The 17,518-nt window shown below is 74.7% G+C and carries 14 protein-coding genes; 4 read left to right on the plus strand and 10 right to left on the minus strand.

The features are described 5' to 3' along the window. Positions 1-93: 93 nt before the first annotated feature. A complete protein-coding gene (gene glnA, locus ACZ7LB_RS01485) occupies positions 94-1,503 on the minus strand; it encodes a type I glutamate--ammonia ligase (RefSeq protein ID WP_471464728.1) in 1,410 nt (469 codons plus the stop codon). Between the two features lie 394 nt (positions 1,504-1,897). Between glnA and ACZ7LB_RS01490 the strand changes: the two genes are divergently transcribed. After that, positions 1,898-2,365, plus strand: a complete 468-nt coding sequence (locus ACZ7LB_RS01490; RefSeq protein ID WP_471464730.1) for an RDD family protein — start codon at positions 1,898-1,900, stop codon at positions 2,363-2,365. A 387-nt stretch (positions 2,366-2,752) separates the two neighbouring features. On the opposite strand, the gene ACZ7LB_RS01495 is transcribed toward ACZ7LB_RS01490, so the two are convergent. The 4 genes from ACZ7LB_RS01495 to lipB all read right to left on the minus strand — a co-directional run bounded on the left by ACZ7LB_RS01495 (position 2,753) and on the right by lipB (position 6,253). Continuing rightward, positions 2,753-3,457, minus strand: a complete 705-nt coding sequence (locus ACZ7LB_RS01495) for a DUF4191 domain-containing protein (protein ID WP_471464732.1) — start codon at positions 3,455-3,457, stop codon at positions 2,753-2,755. 153 nt (positions 3,458-3,610) lie between these two features. Continuing rightward, positions 3,611-3,814 (minus strand): SCO2195 family GlnR-regulated protein, encoded by a 204-nt coding sequence (locus ACZ7LB_RS01500; RefSeq protein ID WP_471464734.1) that lies wholly within the window; start codon positions 3,812-3,814, stop codon positions 3,611-3,613. A 271-nt stretch (positions 3,815-4,085) separates the two neighbouring features. Next, positions 4,086-5,051, minus strand: a complete 966-nt coding sequence (lipA, locus tag ACZ7LB_RS01505) for a lipoyl synthase (RefSeq protein ID WP_265291473.1) — start codon at positions 5,049-5,051, stop codon at positions 4,086-4,088. 251 nt (positions 5,052-5,302) lie between these two features. Further along, on the minus strand, positions 5,303-6,253 hold the full coding sequence (lipB, locus tag ACZ7LB_RS01510; RefSeq protein WP_471464736.1) for a lipoyl(octanoyl) transferase LipB: 951 nt from the start codon (positions 6,251-6,253) through the stop codon (positions 5,303-5,305). Positions 6,254-6,508: 255 nt separating this feature from the next. Between lipB and ACZ7LB_RS01515 the strand changes: the two genes are divergently transcribed. Continuing rightward, on the plus strand, positions 6,509-7,975 hold the full coding sequence (locus ACZ7LB_RS01515) for a regulator (RefSeq protein WP_471464738.1): 1,467 nt from the start codon (positions 6,509-6,511) through the stop codon (positions 7,973-7,975). A gap of 14 nt (positions 7,976-7,989) precedes the next feature. Here ACZ7LB_RS01515 and ACZ7LB_RS01520 read toward each other — a convergent pair whose 3' ends face one another. After that, positions 7,990-9,393, minus strand: a complete 1,404-nt coding sequence (locus ACZ7LB_RS01520) for an NAD(P)/FAD-dependent oxidoreductase (protein WP_471464740.1) — start codon at positions 9,391-9,393, stop codon at positions 7,990-7,992. 436 nt (positions 9,394-9,829) lie between these two features. After that, positions 9,830-10,768: a TIGR01777 family oxidoreductase gene (locus tag ACZ7LB_RS01525; RefSeq protein ID WP_471464742.1), complete on the minus strand. Its 939-nt coding sequence runs from the start codon at positions 10,766-10,768 to the stop codon at positions 9,830-9,832. 73 nt (positions 10,769-10,841) lie between these two features. Here ACZ7LB_RS01525 and ACZ7LB_RS01530 point away from each other — a divergent pair, with 73 nt between their 5' ends. Both ACZ7LB_RS01530 and ACZ7LB_RS01535 read left to right on the plus strand, forming a co-directional pair. Beyond that, positions 10,842-11,339, plus strand: a complete 498-nt coding sequence (locus ACZ7LB_RS01530) for a GNAT family N-acetyltransferase (protein WP_471464745.1) — start codon at positions 10,842-10,844, stop codon at positions 11,337-11,339. Between the two features lie 73 nt (positions 11,340-11,412). Then, entirely contained in the window at positions 11,413-12,234 is an 822-nt protein-coding gene (locus tag ACZ7LB_RS01535; RefSeq protein WP_471464747.1) for a peptidoglycan recognition protein family protein, read from the plus strand. A 184-nt stretch (positions 12,235-12,418) separates the two neighbouring features. Here ACZ7LB_RS01535 and ACZ7LB_RS01540 read toward each other — a convergent pair whose 3' ends face one another. The 3 genes from ACZ7LB_RS01540 to aceE all read right to left on the minus strand — a co-directional run bounded on the left by ACZ7LB_RS01540 (position 12,419) and on the right by aceE (position 17,136). Next, positions 12,419-12,940, minus strand: coding sequence for a DUF4240 domain-containing protein (locus ACZ7LB_RS01540; RefSeq protein ID WP_471465105.1), 522 nt, complete (start codon positions 12,938-12,940; stop codon positions 12,419-12,421). 115 nt (positions 12,941-13,055) lie between these two features. After that, positions 13,056-14,348 carry a helix-turn-helix transcriptional regulator gene (locus ACZ7LB_RS01545; protein ID WP_471464749.1) on the minus strand — a complete coding sequence of 431 codons (1,293 nt, stop codon included), beginning with the start codon at positions 14,346-14,348 and terminating at the stop codon, positions 13,056-13,058. Between the two features lie 85 nt (positions 14,349-14,433). After that, positions 14,434-17,136 carry a pyruvate dehydrogenase (acetyl-transferring), homodimeric type gene (gene aceE, locus ACZ7LB_RS01550; protein WP_471464751.1) on the minus strand — a complete coding sequence of 901 codons (2,703 nt, stop codon included), beginning with the start codon at positions 17,134-17,136 and terminating at the stop codon, positions 14,434-14,436. Positions 17,137-17,518 lie beyond the last annotated feature (382 nt).

A 17,518-nucleotide genomic window follows, 5' to 3' on the forward strand; every position in this document is an offset into this window, starting at 1 on the left:
GCTTCCCCCTCCGGCGACCGGAGGGGCACGCGGCCCTCGATGGGCGGGCCCGTGCGCGGCCCGGGGACCCGCAGGGGGCACCCGGCCCGCGTCCTACACGTCGAAGTACAGCTCGAACTCGTGGGGGTGCGGACGGAGCTGGAGGGGGGCGATCTCGGTGGTGCGCTTGAGGTCGATCCAGGTCTCGATCAGGTCCGGCGTGAAGACGTCGCCCTGGAGGAGGAACTCGTGGTCGGCCTCCAGGCGGTTGAGGACCGCGTCCAGGGAGGTCGGGACCTGGGCCACGTTCGCGTGCTCCTCGGGAGCCAGCTCGTAGAGGTCCTTGTCGATCGGCTCGGCCGGCTCGATCTTGTTCTTGATGCCGTCCAGACCGGCCAGCAGCAGCGCCGAGAAGGCCAGGTACGGGTTGCCCGAGGCGTCCGGGGCGCGGAACTCGACGCGCTTGGCCTTCGGGTTGGAGCCCGTGATCGGGATGCGCATCGCGGCGGAGCGGTTGCGCTGCGAGTACACCAGGTTCACCGGCGCCTCGAAGCCCGGCACCAGGCGGTGGTAGGAGTTCACCGTCGGGTTGGTGAACGCCAGCAGCGACGGGGCGTGCTTGAGGATGCCGCCGATGTAGTAGCGGGCGGTGTCGGACAGCCCGGCGTAGCCCTGCTCGTCGTAGAAGAGCGGCTCGCCGTTGGTCCACAGCGACTGGTGGACGTGCATGCCCGAACCGTTGTCACCGAAGATCGGCTTCGGCATGAAGGTCGCCGTCTTGCCGTTCTTCCACGCCACGTTCTTGATGATGTACTTGAAGAGCTGGAGGTCGTCGGCGGCGGCCAGCAGCGTGTTGAACCGGTAGTTGATCTCGGCCTGGCCGGCGGTGCCCACCTCGTGGTGCAGGCGCTCCATCTTCAGGCCGGAGCGCTCCAGCTCCAGCGCCATCTCGGCGCGCAGGTCCGCGAAGTGGTCGACCGGCGGGACGGGGAAGTAGCCGCCCTTGTAGCGGACCTTGTACCCCCGGTTGTCCTCCAGGGCGCCGGTGTTCCAGGCGCCGGCCTCGGAGTCGATGTGGTAGAAGGACTCGTTCTCGGCCGTCTTGAAGCGCACGCTGTCGAAGACGTAGAACTCGGCCTCCGGGCCGAAGAACGCGGTGTCCGCGATGCCGGTGGAGGCCAGGTACGCCTCCGCCTTCCGCGCCACGTTCCGCGGGTCGCGGGAGTACTGCTCGCCCGTGATCGGGTCGTGGATGAAGAAGTTGATGTTGAGCGTCTTGTCCCGGCGGAACGGGTCGATCCGCGCCGTCGACAGGTCGGGGCGCAGGGACATGTCCGACTCGTGGATGGCCTGGAAGCCGCGGATCGACGATCCGTCGAAGGCCTGCTCCTCGTCGGGGTCGAACGCCTCGGCGGGCAGCGTGAAGTGCTGCATGACGCCCGGCAGGTCGCAGAAGCGGACGTCGACGAACTTGACCTCCTCGTCCGCGATGAACTTCTTGGCCTCGTCGGCGTTCTGGAACATCCAGCTCCTCCTACTCCCGACCGTCCCGCCGGGGTGGTAGATCCTTCGTGCGGCCAGTGCGGGCGGGCCCGCGCTGCCCCGACCCTAGGGACGGGGGGTTTCTCGTGCGTGACCCGTTTGTTTCACAGAAGTTAACCGCCGGGATCCGGTCCCGGGGCCGTCCTGCGGTCCCCGACGCCGGACGCGGCATCTCACCGCGCCGTCCGAACGTCCGCATACATCCAGTATGCGGACGCCCCGCCGCCGCGCGACGCACCGCATCCGGCGCCGCGCGCCGGTCCACCGCGGATCGCGGGACGGGTCCTGGGGCGCGGCCGGGTCCCGCACGCCCCGGCCCCGAGCCGCCCGCACCCCGCCCTCCGGGAGCCGTGCGCGGGCGCAGTACCGTGGTCGGGTGGACAACAGGCAAGCAATCGGATCGTGGCTCTCCGGGCCGCGCTCGGCCATCGAGGAGGCCGGCGCCGACCTCGGCTACCGGGGCGAGCAGCTCGGCCTGCCGGAGGAGGGGCCCGGTTCCCTCGCCCGTCCGGGGCGCCGGCTCGGGGCACTGGCGGTCGACTGGGGGCTGTGCCTCCTGATCGCCCACGGCCTGATCACCGACGGCTACGGGCAGACGACCTCCAACTGGGCCCTGCTCATCTTCTTCGCCCTGGGCGTCCTCACCGTCGGCACCCTCGGCTTCACCCCGGGCAAGCGCCTCTTCGGGCTGCGGGTGGTGGAACTGGGCACCGGCCGGGTGAATCCGCTGCGCGCGCTGCTGCGGACGGCGCTGCTGTGCGTGGCGGTCCCGGCGCTGATCTGGGACCGCGACGGCCGCGGGCTGCACGACCGGCTGGCCCGCACGGTGGAGGTCCGGATCTGACCTCCGGGTCACCTCCCGTCGGCCCCGTGAGGAAGCGGGCCGACGCCCTGTTCGGGCCAGGCGGGTCCCGCCGGTCCCTGCCCGGCGTCCCGTACGGGTCCCGGGCCGGGCCCTGTCGGCCGTCCCCCTCCCCGTAGGTGCCGCCCGCCCTTCCCCGTAGGGGTGCCGTTCGTCTCTCAGGGCCCGGCTCCGACGGGCGCGGACTCGTGGCCGGTGCTGCGCTTCCCGGCCGGGTTTCCCGGCCCCCTCCCGGGATTGCCCGGCTCCGGCGGGAGCCCTGAGCCCCCTACGGGAACCGGGGCCGCTCCGCGAACGGCGACGGGGCACCCGGAGTAGTGATCCGGGTGCCCCATCGCCGTACCGCCGTCGGAGTGGCGGGCGGTGCGGTCAGCGCTGGCGGGGGTTGCCGCCCTTCGGGAGGCGCATGCCCTTCGGCATCGGGCCCTTGGGGAGCGGCATGTTGCTCATCAGGTCGCCCAGCGCGCGCAGCCGGTCGTTGGTCACGGTGACCTGCGGGCCGGTCAGGACGCGCGGCAGCTTGAGCATGGAGGTGCGCAGCTTCTTCAGCGGCACCTGGCCCTCGTCGGTGCCCACGATCAGGTCGTGCACCGGGACGTCGGCCACGATCCGGTTCATCTTCTTCTTCTCGGCCGCGAGCAGGGACTTCACCCGGTTCGGGTTGCCCTCGGCGACCAGCACGATGCCGGCCTTGCCGACCGCCCGGTGCACCACGTCCTGGCTGCGGTTCATCGCCACCGCCGGGGTCGTCGTCCAGCCCCGGCCGATGTTGTCCAGCACGGCGGCCGCCGCGCCCGGCTGACCCTCCATCTGCCCGAAGGCCGCCCGCTCGGCACGGCGCCCGAAGACGATCGCCGTCGCGAGGAAGGCGAGCAGCAGGCCCAGGATGCCGAGATAGATGGGGTGACCGACCAGGAAACCGATCGCGAGAAGGACACCGAGGACGGTGACACCAACAGCCGCGAGTACAAGACCGATCTTCTTGTCGGCCTTGCGGGTCATCTTGTAGGTCAGGGCGATCTGCTTCAGCCGCCCGGGATTCGCAGCGTCCGCTGCAGGTTCCTTCCTCGCCATGCTGCGAAGTCTACGTGCCCCCGAAAGCGCGGACGACGGCGGCGCCCGGCCGGGGACGACGGCGCCCCGGCGGTGCCGCGACGGCTCCCGGACGGGAGGGCGTGGAGGAGGGCTCGGCGGCGCGCGGCGCGGCCCGCCCTGCGGGGCGGCGGGTCAGCGCTCGGAGGCGACGGCCCGCTCCAGCACCTGCTCGGCCTCGACCCGGTCCCTGGCCCGGCGGCGGTCCTCCAGGACGGAGTTCCAGGCGTTGCGGCGCGCGGTGCGCTGGCCGCCGCTCAGGAGCAGTGATTCGACGGCCCGCAGGGCGCCGGTGAACGACGGGATCGCGGTGGCGCGGACGGACGGCGCGGCCTGCATGGTGGAGGTCCCCCCTCGATACGGCTCCGGCATACGGTGCGCATGGCGTGAAACCAGGGTCACTGACTCGTGTTACCAGGGCGTGACCCACTGGTCAAACGCACATGAAGCACCGGTGCCGGGGCCCGGAACGACGGCGCGGCCCCGGCCGTGCCCCCTGGCTGCGGGAACGGTCGGGGCCGCGTCGTCACGGCTTCTACTGGCCGGTAGCATCCTGTGCCCGACCTCACACGCCCCCGTCCGGCTCCGGGCGGCGGCGCGCGGTGGTGCGTCAGAGGGCCTGCCCGGCGACGACGGTGTCGCGCTTCTCCACGGCCATCCGGTACAGGCGCCCGGCGCGGTAGGAGGACCGGACCAGCGGACCGGACATCACGCCGGAGAAGCCGATCTCCTCGGCCTCCTCCTTCAGCTCCACGAACTCCTGCGGCTTGACCCAGCGCTCCACCGGGTGGTGGCGGACCGAGGGGCGCAGGTACTGGGTGATGGTGATCAGCTCGCAGCCGGCCTCGTGGAGCTGGGCGAGGGCCTCGCTGATCTCCTCGCGGGTCTCACCCATGCCGAGGATCAGGTTGGACTTGGTGACCAGGCCGAAGTCGCGGGCCTCGGTGATGACCCGCAGGGAGCGCTCGTAGCGGAAGCCGGGACGGATGCGCTTGAAGATGCGGGGCACCGTCTCGACGTTGTGCGCGAACACCTCGGGGCGGGACTCGAAGACCTCGCGCAGCAGCTCCGGCACGGCGTTGAAGTCCGGGGCGAGCAGCTCGACCTTGGTCCGGCCCTCCTCGCGCCCCGCCGTCTGCTCGTGGATCTGGCGGACCGTCTCGGCGTAGAGCCAGGCGCCGCCGTCCTCCAGGTCGTCGCGGGCGACGCCGGTGATGGTGGCGTAGTTGAGGTCCATGGTGACCACGGACTCGCCCACCCGGCGCGGCTCGTCGCGGTCGAGCGCCTCGGGCCTGCCGGTGTCGATCTGGCAGAAGTCGCAGCGCCGGGTGCACTGGTCGCCGCCGATGAGGAAGGTCGCCTCGCGGTCCTCCCAGCACTCGTAGATGTTCGGGCAGCCGGCTTCCTGGCAGACCGTGTGCAGGCCCTCGCTCTTCACGAGGTTCTGCATCTTGGTGTACTCGGGACCCATTTTCGCCCGGGTCTTGATCCACTCGGGCTTGCGCTCGATGGGGGTCTGGCTGTTGCGGACCTCAAGGCGCAGCATTTTGCGTCCGTCGGGTGCGACTGCGGACACGACCGGCTCCCTAGCGATTGATTCTTCGGCGACCTTCAGGGTACGCCCGTTGATTTGATGCCCGGTGGGGGCGTCCGCCTTGGTGTGACCGGCCCGGCGGGCCGCTCCGACCCGGCTCCGTCCGGGTCCCGTACGGCCCCGGCGGTTCCCGCCCGGCTCCGGCCGCCCGGCCCCGGTGGTGGCCCGGCCGTCCGGACCCGCCGCGACGGGGCGCGCCGCACGGGAGCGGCCGCGCCGGGGCAGGGCGACCGCTAGGGCCTCTCGTTCGGGTCATGCCGGGCTCGCGGGGTCCGGCCCGGTCCAAACGAAAGACCCTGGGCCGCCGGTACCCGCTCGGCCGGGGGCGCCTGCCCGGCCGTCGACACCTTCTCCGGTGCCGTCGTCCCCTCCCGCGCCGTCTTCCCGTCCTGAGCCGCCCCCGCGACCTCGCGCGGGCGCGGCTCCGCGTTCTCCAATACCTCCCGCAGATGGCGCTCCACCACGGGCAGCACGTCGTCGACGGTCACCTCGCGGCCCAGCTCCGCGGCGAGCGAGGCGACGCCCGCGTCCCGGATGCCGCACGGGATGATCCGGTCGAACCACTTGTTGTCCGGGTTCACGTTCAGCGAGAAGCCGTGCATGGTGACGCCCTTGGCCACCCGGATGCCGATGGCGGCGATCTTCCGGTCCTCGCGGCGCTGGCCCGCGTTGGAGGGGGCGTACTCGGGCCCGTTGAGCCGGGGGTCGAACTCCTCGTCCGCCAGTCGCGGGTCGAGGTCCAGGGAGAGACCGCCGACCGACGGCCGCGAGGCGACCGGGTCGCCCAGCACCCACACCCCGCTGCGGCCCTCGACCCGTGTCGTCTCCAGGCCGAACTCGGCGCAGACGCGGATCAGCGCCTCCTCCAGCCGCCGCACGTGCGCCACCACGTCCACCGGGCGCGGGAGCTTCTGGATCGGGTAGCCCACGAGCTGGCCCGGACCGTGCCAGGTGATCTTGCCGCCGCGGTCCACGTCGATGACGGGGGTGCCGTCGAGGGGCCGCTCGGTGTCCGCCGTGCGCCGCCCCGCCGTGTAGACCGGGGGGTGCTCCACCAGCAGCACGGTGTCGGGGATCTCGTCGGCGAACCGCGCCGCGTGCACCCGGCGCTGCTCGTCCCACGCCTCCCGGTACTCGACGGCCCGTTCACCGAACCCCATGCGGACGAACCGCAGCTCACTCACGGCAGGAGCCTCCCCTGGACGGTCGCAGGGCACGCGACGTGCCCACGCCACTGTACGTCCGGCGTTCATCGGACCACCGCCGTCGGTCCCGTCAGCCGCGAGGGGCAATCCTCACACGATCGGATGAATGCCTGTCGATTTGTGCGAGCGTCCGTTTACCCTCCGCTACATTCACGCCGACCACGAGCCATAAGGGCTGCTCACAGGCGCTCCGGGACGTCGAACGCCCCGGAAGGCAGGAGACCGCACCGCACCATGACGGAACGACCCGCGCAGCGCACCCCCAACCGCCAGCTCGCCGCGCTCATCGCCGAAGCGGGGTTCTCCAACGCGGGTCTCGCGCGACGCGTCGACCAGCTCGGCACCGAACACGGGCTGGACCTCAGATACGACAAGACCTCCGTCACCCGGTGGCTGCGCGGCCAGCAGCCGCGCGGCACCGCCCCCGCCCTGATCGCGGAGGTCTTCGCCCGCCGCCTCGGCCGCCGCCTCACCGCCCAGGACCTCGGCCTGGACGCCTGCGCCCCGGTCTACGCGGGACTGGAGTTCGCCGCGACCCCCGCGGAGGCCGTCGATATCGTCAGCGGGCTCTGGCGCAAGGACTCCGGCAGCCACGCCGAACTGCGCAAGATCGCCTTCACCCCGGCCGGCCTGGTCGTGCCCAGCCGGGACTGGCTGATCGGCCGCCCCGACGACCGGGTCGCCCACACCGAGAAACCCGTCCGCATCCCCGCCCAGGGCGGGCGCCCCGTGCCGCCCCGGGTCCCGGCGCCCGGCGGCCCCGCCCGCCGCCGCCCCGTCGGGGACCGCGGCCCCGGCCAGCGGATCTCCGGCGGCGACCTCGCCGCGCTGCGCTCGGTCGGCGAGCTGTTCCGCAGCATCGACGACCGGTACGGCGGAGGCCACGCCCGCCAGGCCCTGGTGCGCTACCTCGAACACGAGCTGGAGCCCATGCTGCGCGCCACCTACGGCGAGCAGACCGGCCGCCGCCTGTTCGGCGCCGCCGCCGACCTGACCCGGCTGGCCGGCTGGACCTCGTACGACATCGCCGCGCACGGGCTCGCCCAGCGGTACTTCGTGCAGGCGCTGCGGCTGGCCCAGGTCGCCGGGGACCGGGCGTACGGCAGCTATGTGCTGGTCACCATGAGCCGCCAGGCCGTCTACCTCGGCCACGGCCGCGAGGCCGTCCAGCTCACCCGGGTCGCCCAGCAGGGCGTCGGCACCTCCGCGCCGCCCGTGGTGCAGACGCTGCTGCACGCCGCCGAGGCGCGGGCGCACGCGGTGATCGGGGAGGTCCGGGCCTGCACCGCCGCCCTGGTGCGGGCCGAGCGCGCGCTGGAGGCCGCCCGGCCCGGCGACGACGTGCCGCACTGGGCGCGCTTCTTCGACGAGGCCCAGCTCGCGGACGAACTCGGGCACTGCCACCGCGACCTCCAGCAGTTCCGCGCCTCCGCCCAGTACGCGGAGCGCTCGCTGCTGCTGCGGGCCCCCGTCTTCGCCCGCAGCCGGCTGTTCTGCCGGGTCGTCCTCGCCACCGCCCGCCTCGGCCTCGGCGAACTCGACCAGGCGTGCCAACTCGGCGCGGAGGCGGCCGGACAGGCCGTGGAGATGCGGTCGGTGCGGGCGGCGGAGTACGTCCGCGACTTCGAACGGCGGCTGGAGCCCTACCGCGACGCGGCCCCCGTGCGCGGCTACCGCGACAGGGTGGCCGCGCTCCGGTAGCCGCGCCCGGCGGGCTACGCCGCGCGGACCGCGGCGGCGGACTCGGCGGTGTGCATGGGACGGCCCGCGCCCAGGTCCGCCAGCACGGCCGCCGAGGCGCGCCGGGCCGAACGCAGCGCGCCCTCGACGGTGCTGGTGTCACGGTGGTCGCCGCACACGTACAGGCCCGCCAGCAGGCGCACCGGCCGCAGCGGATCGTGCGGCGGCCGCATCGCGGGCACCGCCTCGTCCGTGCGGTGCACGGCGAGCGTCTCCCAGCGCGCGGTCGAGGTGCCGTACAGCCGCCCCAGATGGATGCGGACGGCGGTGTCCACGTCGGCCGGCGGCGGGCCCAGCACCGTGGAGGAGACCAGGGCGCGGCCGGCCGGGGCGCGGGACGGGTCGACCTGGCTGACGACCGCCGTGTGGGCGACGGGCCCGCCGCGGTCGGAGTCCAGCAGGAGGGAGGCGCCGGTCGCCGGGGGGATGTCGGTGGTGTGGTGGACCACCGTCACCGGGTGGAAGTCCGGCACCCGCAGTCCGGGCAGCAGCTCGGCCGCGGCGCGCGCGTCGGTCGCCACCAGGACGGCGCGGCAGCGGAAGACGCCGTGCTCGGCCGTGGTCACGGCGTTGGTGGCCACCGAGGTGACCCGCACCCCCGTGTGCAGGGTGCCCGGCGGCAGCGCCCCGGCCAGCGTCACCGGCAGGGCCTCCGCGCCGCCCTCGGGCAGGCCGAGCCGGCCCCGGGCGAAGGCGTGCAGCGCCAGGTCGGCGCACCGGCTGGAGGTGGTCAGGTCCGGATCGCACAGCAGCGCGGCGAGCAGGGGCCGCAGGAAGCCGTCGACGGTGCGGGCGGGCAGCCCCCGGGCGGCGAGCGCCCGCGCCGCGGGCAGCTCGGGCCGGGCCAGCAGCCGCTCGACCGGGGTGCCCGCGAGGCGGCCGAGCGCCGCCCCGAGCCGGGCCTGGTCCACGGAGGACCCGAGCGGGGCGCCCGCCCGGGTGCGCGGCCCGGGGACCGGCAGGCGCGGCGCCCGGTGCGCGGCGGAGGGCAGCCGGGCCGCCGGACCGGTCCGGGGGGCGCTCGCCAGGGCGCGTACGGCATGCAGTGCGCCCCTCGCGCCTCGCGGCCGGGCGGGGGCGCCGGCGCGGTGGTGGCGCCCCTCGCTGTGCAGCAGCACCCCGGGGGCGAACGGCAGCAGGGCCAGGCCGTCCAGTCCGGGGGTGAGCCGCATTTCGGGGTGTGCGGTGGACAGCAGCTGCCCGATCCGGTCGAGCCGGAAGCCGTCGATCTTCTCCGTCGCCATCCGTCCGCCCACGGTGGGGGCGGCCTCCAGGACCACGGTCGACACTCCTGCGCCGGTCAGCCGGTGGGCCGCGGCGAGACCGGCGACACCGGCCCCCACGACGACGACGTCCACCTGGTACGCGGGCTCAAGCACGTGCCCCTCCTCTGGGGTTGCGCGGCCGCCGGGGGTGGGGAGCCCCCAACCAGCTCGTGGGATACCCGAGTCGCTCCCAGGTTAGGGCCGCTCCTCCACGGCGGGGGTGGCACGGACCGAGGGCACGGTCGCACGACGGTCGCACACGGGTGCCGCGACGGCCCGGGCACCGGCACGGGGTGTCCGCCGGGAGCACCGGCGGCGGCGGGGGGCGGCCGGGACGCCGGGCCGGGGCCGGGGAACCGGCGGCCCGGTGCGGCCCCGGAGACCCGCACGGCACCCCCGGCCCCGCCCGGGACCCCCTTCGGCACCCTCCCCGTACGGGACGGCCCGCACGGCCCGGCGGGCCCCGCGGCGCCCGCCGGTCCCCGGCACCGGGTGCCCCGCCGGGCTGCCGGGGGAGGGGCCCCGCCGGGCCCCGTGTCCGGGACCGCCCCTACAGGGCCGCCCGGATCGCGTCGTCCACCGTGGGGAACGCGTAGCGGAAGTCCGAGGCGAGCAGCCGGGCCGGCAGGACCCGGGCGCTGCCCAGCACGTCCCCGGCCAGCTCGCCCAGGACCGCCCGCAGCACCGGCGCGGGCACCGGGAACGGGGTCGGCCGGCGCAGCACCCGCCCCATCGCCGCGGTGACCTCGCGGTTGGTCACCGGGTGCGGGGCGGTCACGTTGAACGGCCCCGACAGGTCCGCGCGCTCCAGCAGATGCCGCAGCGCGGCCACCTCGTCGTGCAGCGCCACGAAGGACCAGTACTGCGACCCGTCGCCCAGCCGCCCGCCGAGCCCCGCCCGGAACAGCGGGAACAGCCGCCCCCAGGCGCCGCCCCCGCGGGCCACGACGAGCCCCGTCCGCGCGAACACCGTCCGCACCCCCGCCTGCCGCGCGGGCTCCGCCGCCGCCTCCCACTCCACGCAGAGCGCGGGCAGGAAGCCCTCGCCCGGCGGCGCGTCCTCGTCGACCGCCCGGTCGCCGGTCTCGCCGTAGTAGCCGATCGCGCTGCCGTTCAGGAAGACCTCCGGCGGACGCTCCAGCGAGGCGACCGCCTCCGCGAGCGCCGTGGTGCCGTGCACCCGGCTGCTGCGCAGCCGCGTCTTGTACGCGTCGGTCCAGCGACGGTCGCCGATGCCCGCCCCGGCCAGATTGACCACCGCGTCGCACCCGTCCAGCCCGGCCGCGTCCACCCGGCCCGCCTCCGGGTCCCACCGCACCTCGTCCGGGCCGCGCGGATCACGGCGCACCAGCCGCACCACCTCGTGCCCGTCCGCGGCGAGCGACCGCGTCAGGGCGCCGCCGATCAGCCCCGACGCGCCCGCCACCGCGATCCGCCGCCCCCGGCCGCCCGCGCCGCCGCGCCCGCCGTCCATCTCCTCGTCGTCCATGGGGGCATCCTGCCGGTCGGACCGGGGAAAATCCGGGACCGTGCGGCCCGGCACGCGTCGTACAGTGAGCGGCATGCCCGTCCCGTACATACGTCGTGGCAGGTCGGAGGACGAGCAGGCGCTGCGCCTGATCGACCGGGAGACCTGGTCCACACTGCACGCCGTCTCACCCCCGCCCGGACCGGACGACCCGTTCTTCCGCGACCACTCCGGGCCGGACGACCACTTCGTCGCCGAACTCGACGGCCGCGTCGTCGGCTACGTCCGCCTCGGCTTCCCCACCCCGCTGGCCGCCAACCGCCACGTCCGGCAGATCCGCGGCCTCGCCGTCTCGGACGCCGCCCGCGGCCACGGTGCCGGGCGGGCCCTGGTGCGCGCCGCCGTCCAGGACGCCCGGGAGGTCGGCGCCCGCCGCATCACCCTGCGCGTCCTCGGCCCCAACACCGCCGCCCGCAGGCTCTACGAGTCGGAGGGCTTCGTCGTCGAGGGCGTCCAGCCCGGGGAGTTCCACCTCGGCGACGCCTATGTCGACGACGTGCTGATGGGCCTGACCTTCACGGCCCCGGCCTGACCTCCCGGCCCCGGTTCCACCGGGCGGCAGCGCACGCGTCGCGGACGGGCCCGACTCGGCGGACAGTGGGTCCATGCGTGATCCCCGAGGACCGCGCGGGGCCCGCACCCCGCGCCGGGCCCGCCTGCGACGGGCGGGCGTCGTGCTGCTCGGCTGTCTGCCGGGCCTCGCCGCCGTCGCCGCCCTGGGCCTGTGCGCGGCCGGTGTGGAGCGGGCCGCCGGGCGCGACCCCCGCGCCGGGGCCGTCCGCGCCCCCGGCCGCCACACCGCGCCCCGGCCGGACATCGTGCCCCGCTCCGTCTGGCTCGGCGCCGCCGCCCGCCCGCAGCCGGCCCCCCGCTACGACGACGAGGTCCGCGCCGTCTTCGTCCACCACACCGACACCCCCAACCACTACGACTGCGCCGACACACCGGCCATCCTGCGCGGTGTGTACGCCGGCCAGACCGGGGCGCGGGACTGGGACGACATCGGCTACAACTTCGTCGTCGACCGCTGCGGCACCGTCTACGAGGGCCGCGCCGGGGGCATCGACCGCGCGGTCACCGGTGCGCACACCCAGGGCTTCAACCACCGCACGGTCGGCATCGCGGCCCTGGGCACCTTCACCGAGGGGGTCCCGGTGCCCGACGCGCTGGCCGACTCCATCGCCGCCGTCGCCGCGTGGAAGCTCGGCACCACCGACACCGATCCGCGCGGCCGGGTCGGCCTGGTCTCCAGCAACGGACTGAGCCGGTACGCGGCCGGAGCCACCGCCCGGCTGCCCACCGTCGCCGGGCACGACCAGGGCTTCCAGACGAGCTGCCCGGGAGCGGCCCTCACCGCCCGCCTCCCCGGCATCAGGGACCTGGCCGCGAGGCTCCAGGGCCGCGCGACCGCCACTCCGGCCCGCTGAACCGCCACCCCGGCCCGGTGAACCGTCGCCGCGGCCGTCCCGCCGCCGTGCTTGCCCCGCCACCGGGCCCGTCCCGCCGCCGTGCCCGCGTTGCCGTCGCGCGCCGCCGGCCCGTCCCGCCGTCCGGAGCGGGTCGCCGCTCCCGGCGCCCCGGTCGCCCCCGCCGGCACGGGCGCCGCACGGCTCAGTCCGTCCCGAACCGCTCCCAGAGCCTCGGCAGCCGCGCGGCCACCGCCCCCGCGTCCTCCAGGTCCAGCGGGGTGCCCAGCGGCTCCGCGGGCGCCGGGGCGATGCCCAGGTCGGGGGCGACGGTGCCGGTGAGCTGCTCGTACGCCTCGTCGGCGGCGTACCCCAGGTCCTCGCCGTCCCCGTCCAGTTCCTCGTCGAAGTCGTCCAGCAGCTCCGCCAGGGCGTCGGGGTCGTGCACCGCGCCCTCGTACGTCTCGCGGCCCTGGCCGATCAGCCAGCAGCGGAAGTAGTCGAAGGCGTCGTCACTGGCGCCGTCCAGCAGCAGCCAGGCGGCGGCCCACAGGTCCCAGGTGAAGGCCCGGTTGTAACGGGCCTCGAAATGACGGGAGAAGTCCAGCACCAGCTCCGGGTCCTGCTCCAGGAGCCGCTCCAGAAGCAGGTCGGCCTGGTCCTCGGGGTCTCCGTCGGCACCGTGCCGGGTGGTGTCGATCAGCTCCCAGAACTCCGTCTCGTCCATCACGGGTCCAGCATCGTCCCTGCGCGGGAACGACGCACCCCGGGGTGGGGGAGGGCCGGGGCGACGGGGCGCGGCACGCCCGGACCCGGGCCGGGAGGGCCGGGCCCCGCCCCGCTCACCCCCCGTACAGGTCCGCGGTCCGCCGCGCGTCCCGGGCGAGGCGTTCCCGCAGCGACCCGGGTTCCAGCACCTCCGCCTCCGGGCCGAGGCCCCGCACCTGCGCGTGGGCCACCTCCTCGGACTCCACCGGGAGCGTCACCGTCACCCACCCCGCCGCGTCCGGCGGGCCCGCGCCCTCCAGGGCCTCCCGCGCGGCCGGGGCGTCCACCGCGTGCGGCAGGGCGCGCACCCCCCGGGGGGAGAGCCGGAGCACGATCCGCGCCCGCAGCAGCGAGCGCGCGAACTCGGCCGCGCGCTCCGCCCAGAACGCGGGCAGGTCGAACCCCTCGTCCCGGGCGAACCGCCCGCCGCGGCCCGCGCCGCCGCCCGGCCCGCCGTCCTCCCCGGCCGGTCCGACGGCCGCGAACCGGTCGATCCGGTACACCCGGAACCCGCCCCCGGCGCCCGGGGCCCCGGCGCCCGGGAACCTGCCTTCCGAACCCCCGCGGCCCTCCGAACCTCCGCGGCCTTCCGAACCTCCGCGGCCCTCCGAACCCCCGCGGCCCTCCGGTCCGCCGCCCGGTGCTCCGCCACCAGGCACCCCGCCCTCAAAGGCCCCGAGGCCGTCGGACGCTCCGCCCGCCGGGGCACCGACGCCCGGGTCCCCGCCCGGCGGGCCACCGGCACCGGGGGCGCCGCCCGCCGGGGCGCCCGCCTCCGCGCCGCCACCCCCGCCCCCGTCGTCCGCGGCCCGCGCGCACAGGTACCAGACGCCCGCCTTCAGCACGAGCCCGTACGGCTCCAGCTCCCGCACGACCTCACGGTCCCCGCGCCGGTAGCGCGCCGCGATCCGCCGGTCCTCCCACACCGCCTCCGCCACCGCGGGCAGCAGCGGGGGCGTGCGCGGCTCGCGGAACCAGCCCGGCGCGTCCAGATGGAACCGCTGCGCCGCCGTCCGGGGCGCGTCCCGCAGGGACGGCAGCAGCGCCGCCGACACCTTCAGCCGGGCCGCCGACGCGGCGTCCTCCAGGCCCATCTCGCGCAGCGCCCCCGGCACCCCGGAGAGGAACAGCGCCTCCGCCTCGCCGCGCGCCAGCCCCGTCAGCCGGGTCCGGTAGCCGCCGACCAGCCGGTAGCCGCCCGTCCGGCCCCGCTCCGCGTAGACCGGCACCCCGGCCTCCGACAGGGCCTGCGCGTCCCGGGTGACCGTCCGCTCCGACACCTCCAGCTCCCGGGCGAGTTCGGCGGCGGTCATGGACGGGCGGGACTGGAGCAGCAGCACCATTCTGATCAACCGGGCAGCACGCATGGGGACAGCATGAGGCAGGGCCCCCGCCGGAGCGGGGGCCCTGCCACCGGAAACGGTCCGGCACTCCGGGTGCCGGTGCCCGTGCCTACAGGCCGTAGCGCTCGCGCGCCTCCTTCACGGCCGTCGCCTTGACCTCGCCGCGGCGGGTGAGCCGGGCCAGGGCCGCGACCACGATGGACTCGGCGTCCACCCCGAAGTAGCGGCGGGCGTTCTCCCGGGTGTCCGACAGGCCGAAGCCGTCGGTGCCCAGCGACGTCCAGTCCTGCTCGACCCACTGCGCGATCTGGTCGGGGACCTGGCGCATGTAGTCGGAGACCGCCAGCACCGGACCCTCGGCGCCCTGGAGCGCCCGGCGCACGTACGGCACCCGGTCCTCGCCGCGCAGCACCGCCGCGTCGGCCTCCATCGCGTCCCGGCGCAGCTCCGTCCAGGAGGTCGCGGACCACACGTCGGCGGCCACGCCCCACTCCTCGGCGAGGAGCCGCTGCGCCTTCAGCGCCCAGTGGATCGCGGTGCCCGAGCCGAGGAGCTGGATGCGGGGCGCGTTGGCCGCCGGGGACAGCCCCGCCGACTCGGCCGTGTTGAAGCGGTACAGGCCCTTGACGATGCCCTCGTCGATGCCGGGCAGGGACGGCTTGGCGGGCTGCCGGAGCGGCTCGTTGTAGACCGTCAGGTAGTAGAAGACGTCCTGGTCCTCGCCCGGGTGCGGCTCGCCGAACATGCGGCGCATGCCGTCCTTGACGATGGTGGCGATCTCGTACGCGAACGCCGGGTCGTACGTCACCGCCGCCGGGTTGGTCGCCGCGATGGCCGGGGAGTGGCCGTCCGCGTGCTGGAGGCCCTCGCCGGTCAGCGTGGTCCGGCCGGCGGTGGCGCCGACCAGGAAGCCGCGGCCGAGCTGGTCGCCGAGCTGCCACATCTGGTCGCCGGTGCGCTGCCAGCCGAACATCGAGTAGTAGATGTAGAACGGGATCATCATCTCGCCGTGCGTCGCGTACGACGACGTGGCGGCGATGAACTCGGCCATGGCGCCGGCCTCGGTGATCCCCTCGTTGAAGATCTGGCCGTTCTTCGCCTCCTTGTAGTACATCAGCTGGTCGCGGTCGACCGGCTCGTACGTCTGGCCGAGGGGCGAGTAGATGCCGAGGGAGGGGAAGAGGCTCTCCATGCCGAAGGTGCGGGCCTCGTCGGGGACGATCGGGACCCAGCGCCTGCCGGTCTCCTTGTCCCGGACCAGGTCCTTGACCAGGCGGACGAAGGCCATGGTGGTGGCCACGTTCTGGGTGCCGGAGCCCTTGTCGAAGGCGGTGAACGCCTTGTCCGCGGGCATCGGCAGCGGGGCGACCGGGTGGACGCGGCGGGCCGGGGAGGGGCCGCCGAGGGCCGCGCGGCGCTCCTGGAGGTAGCGGACCTCGGGGGAGTCGGCGCCCGGGTGGCCGTAGGGGACCACGCCGTCGACGAAGGCGCTGTCCTGGATCGGCAGGCCGAGGCGGTCGCGCATCGCCTTGAACTCGTCCACCGAGAGCTTCTTCATCTGGTGGTTGGCGTTCTTGGAGGCGAAGCCGTCACCGAGGGTGTGGCCCTTGACGGTCTGCGCCAGGATCACGGTCGGCGCGCCCTTGTGGGCGAGCGCGGCCCGGTAGGCGGCGTAGACCTTGCGGGCCTCGTGGCCGCCGCGCGAGAGGTGGAAGCACTCGAGGATCTTGTCGTCGCTCAGCAGCTTCGCCATCTCGACGAGCGCCGGGTCCTTGCCGAAGAAGTCCTGGCGGATGTAGGCGGCGTCGCGCGTCTGGTACGTCTGCACCTGGGCGTCGGGCACCTGGCGCAGCCGGCGGACCAGGGCGCCCGTGGTGTCGAGCTGGAACAGCTCGTCCCAGGCGGTGCCCCACAGGGTCTTGACGACGTTCCACCCGGCGCCGCGGAACTGGGCCTCCAGCTCCTGCACGATCTTGAAGTTGGCGCGGACCGGACCGTCGAGGCGCTGCAGGTTGCAGTTGATGACGAAGGTCAGGTTGTCCAGGCCCTCGCGGGCGGCGAGGGTGAGCGCGGTGGTCGACTCCGGCTCGTCCATCTCGCCGTCGCCGAGGAACGCCCAGACGTGGGACTGGGAGACGTCCTTGATGCCGCGGCTGGTCAGGTAGCGGTTGAACCGCGCCTGGTAGATCGAGGAGATCGGGCCGAGGCCCATGGAGACCGTCGGGAACTCCCACAGCCAGGGCAGCCGCCGCGGGTGCGGGTAGGACGGCAGGCCGTCGCCGGCGGCCTCGCGGCGGAAGTTGTCGAGCTGCGCCTCGGAGAGGCGGCCGTCGAGGAAGGCGCGGGCGTAGATGCCGGGAGAGGCGTGGCCCTGGATGTAGAGCTGGTCGCCGGAGCCGTCACCCTCCTTGCCCTTGAAGAAGTGGTTGAAGCCGGTCTCGTACAGCCAGGCGGCGGAGGCGAAGGTGGCGATGTGGCCGCCCACGCCGTACTTGCTGCCGCGGGTCACCATGGCCGCCGCGTTCCAGCGGTTCCAGGCGGTGATCCTGGCCTCCATCTCCTCGTCGCCGTCCACGGTGGGCTCGGCGGCGGTGGGGATGGAGTTGACGTAGTCGGTCTCCAGGAGCTTCGGCAGGGGGATGCCGGCGCCCTCGGCGCGCTCCAGTGTGCGGCGCATCAGATACGCGGCACGGTGCGGCCCGGCCGCCTTGGTGACGGCGTCCAGGGAGGCCTGCCATTCGGCGGTCTCCTCCGGGTCGCGGTCCGGGAGCTGGTCGAGCTCGCTCGGCTGGATGGCCTTGGGGTCGGTCATGTCGCCGCCTTCCTCAGTCGAAGGGGGTTCCCTCATCGGTAAGGGTTCAGGGGTGCCCTTGGTCTTTGGCAGGACAGGGCTGGAGCTCTGGTGGAAGCCCATCGGTGACTGTAACGCGCTGATCGATGATCGATCAAAGGGTTGAGGGGGAAAACCTCTCGATATGGAGAAAGTCGGCACGGGGTGCCTTCGCCAGTGGCACGGAGTGACGGTGCCGGACGGGGATTTTCGCAGGTGAGCGGGGGTGTCCGCACGACTGCGGAGGTGTCCCGGACGGGGCCGCGCGGGGGGTGTTCGCGCGCTCTTCACGTCCCTGATGGGGAGATTCCGGGCGGTATGACCGGCATGGGTGCGTCGGTGATGGTTCCGCATCGTTCGTCGC

This window comes from Streptomyces sp. NPDC107521 (genome assembly GCF_055598485.1).

Coding starts and splice junctions, on each gene's coding strand:
- aceE (WP_471464751.1), bottom strand. CDS start 17,136: ATGACCGACCCCAAGGCCATCCAGCCGAGCGAGCTCGACCAGCTCCCG.
- glnA (WP_471464728.1), bottom strand. CDS start 1,503: ATGTTCCAGAACGCCGACGAGGCCAAGAAGTTCATCGCGGACGAGGAG.
- ACZ7LB_RS01530 (WP_471464745.1), top strand. CDS start 10,842: ATGCCCGTCCCGTACATACGTCGTGGCAGGTCGGAGGACGAGCAGGCG.
- ACZ7LB_RS01500 (WP_471464734.1), bottom strand. CDS start 3,814: ATGCAGGCCGCGCCGTCCGTCCGCGCCACCGCGATCCCGTCGTTCACC.
- ACZ7LB_RS01535 (WP_471464747.1), top strand. CDS start 11,413: ATGCGTGATCCCCGAGGACCGCGCGGGGCCCGCACCCCGCGCCGGGCC.
- ACZ7LB_RS01495 (WP_471464732.1), bottom strand. CDS start 3,457: ATGGCGAGGAAGGAACCTGCAGCGGACGCTGCGAATCCCGGGCGGCTG.
- ACZ7LB_RS01540 (WP_471465105.1), bottom strand. CDS start 12,940: ATGGACGAGACGGAGTTCTGGGAGCTGATCGACACCACCCGGCACGGT.
- ACZ7LB_RS01545 (WP_471464749.1), bottom strand. CDS start 14,348: ATGCGTGCTGCCCGGTTGATCAGAATGGTGCTGCTGCTCCAGTCCCGC.
- ACZ7LB_RS01525 (WP_471464742.1), bottom strand. CDS start 10,768: ATGGACGACGAGGAGATGGACGGCGGGCGCGGCGGCGCGGGCGGCCGG.
- ACZ7LB_RS01515 (WP_471464738.1), top strand. CDS start 6,509: ATGACGGAACGACCCGCGCAGCGCACCCCCAACCGCCAGCTCGCCGCG.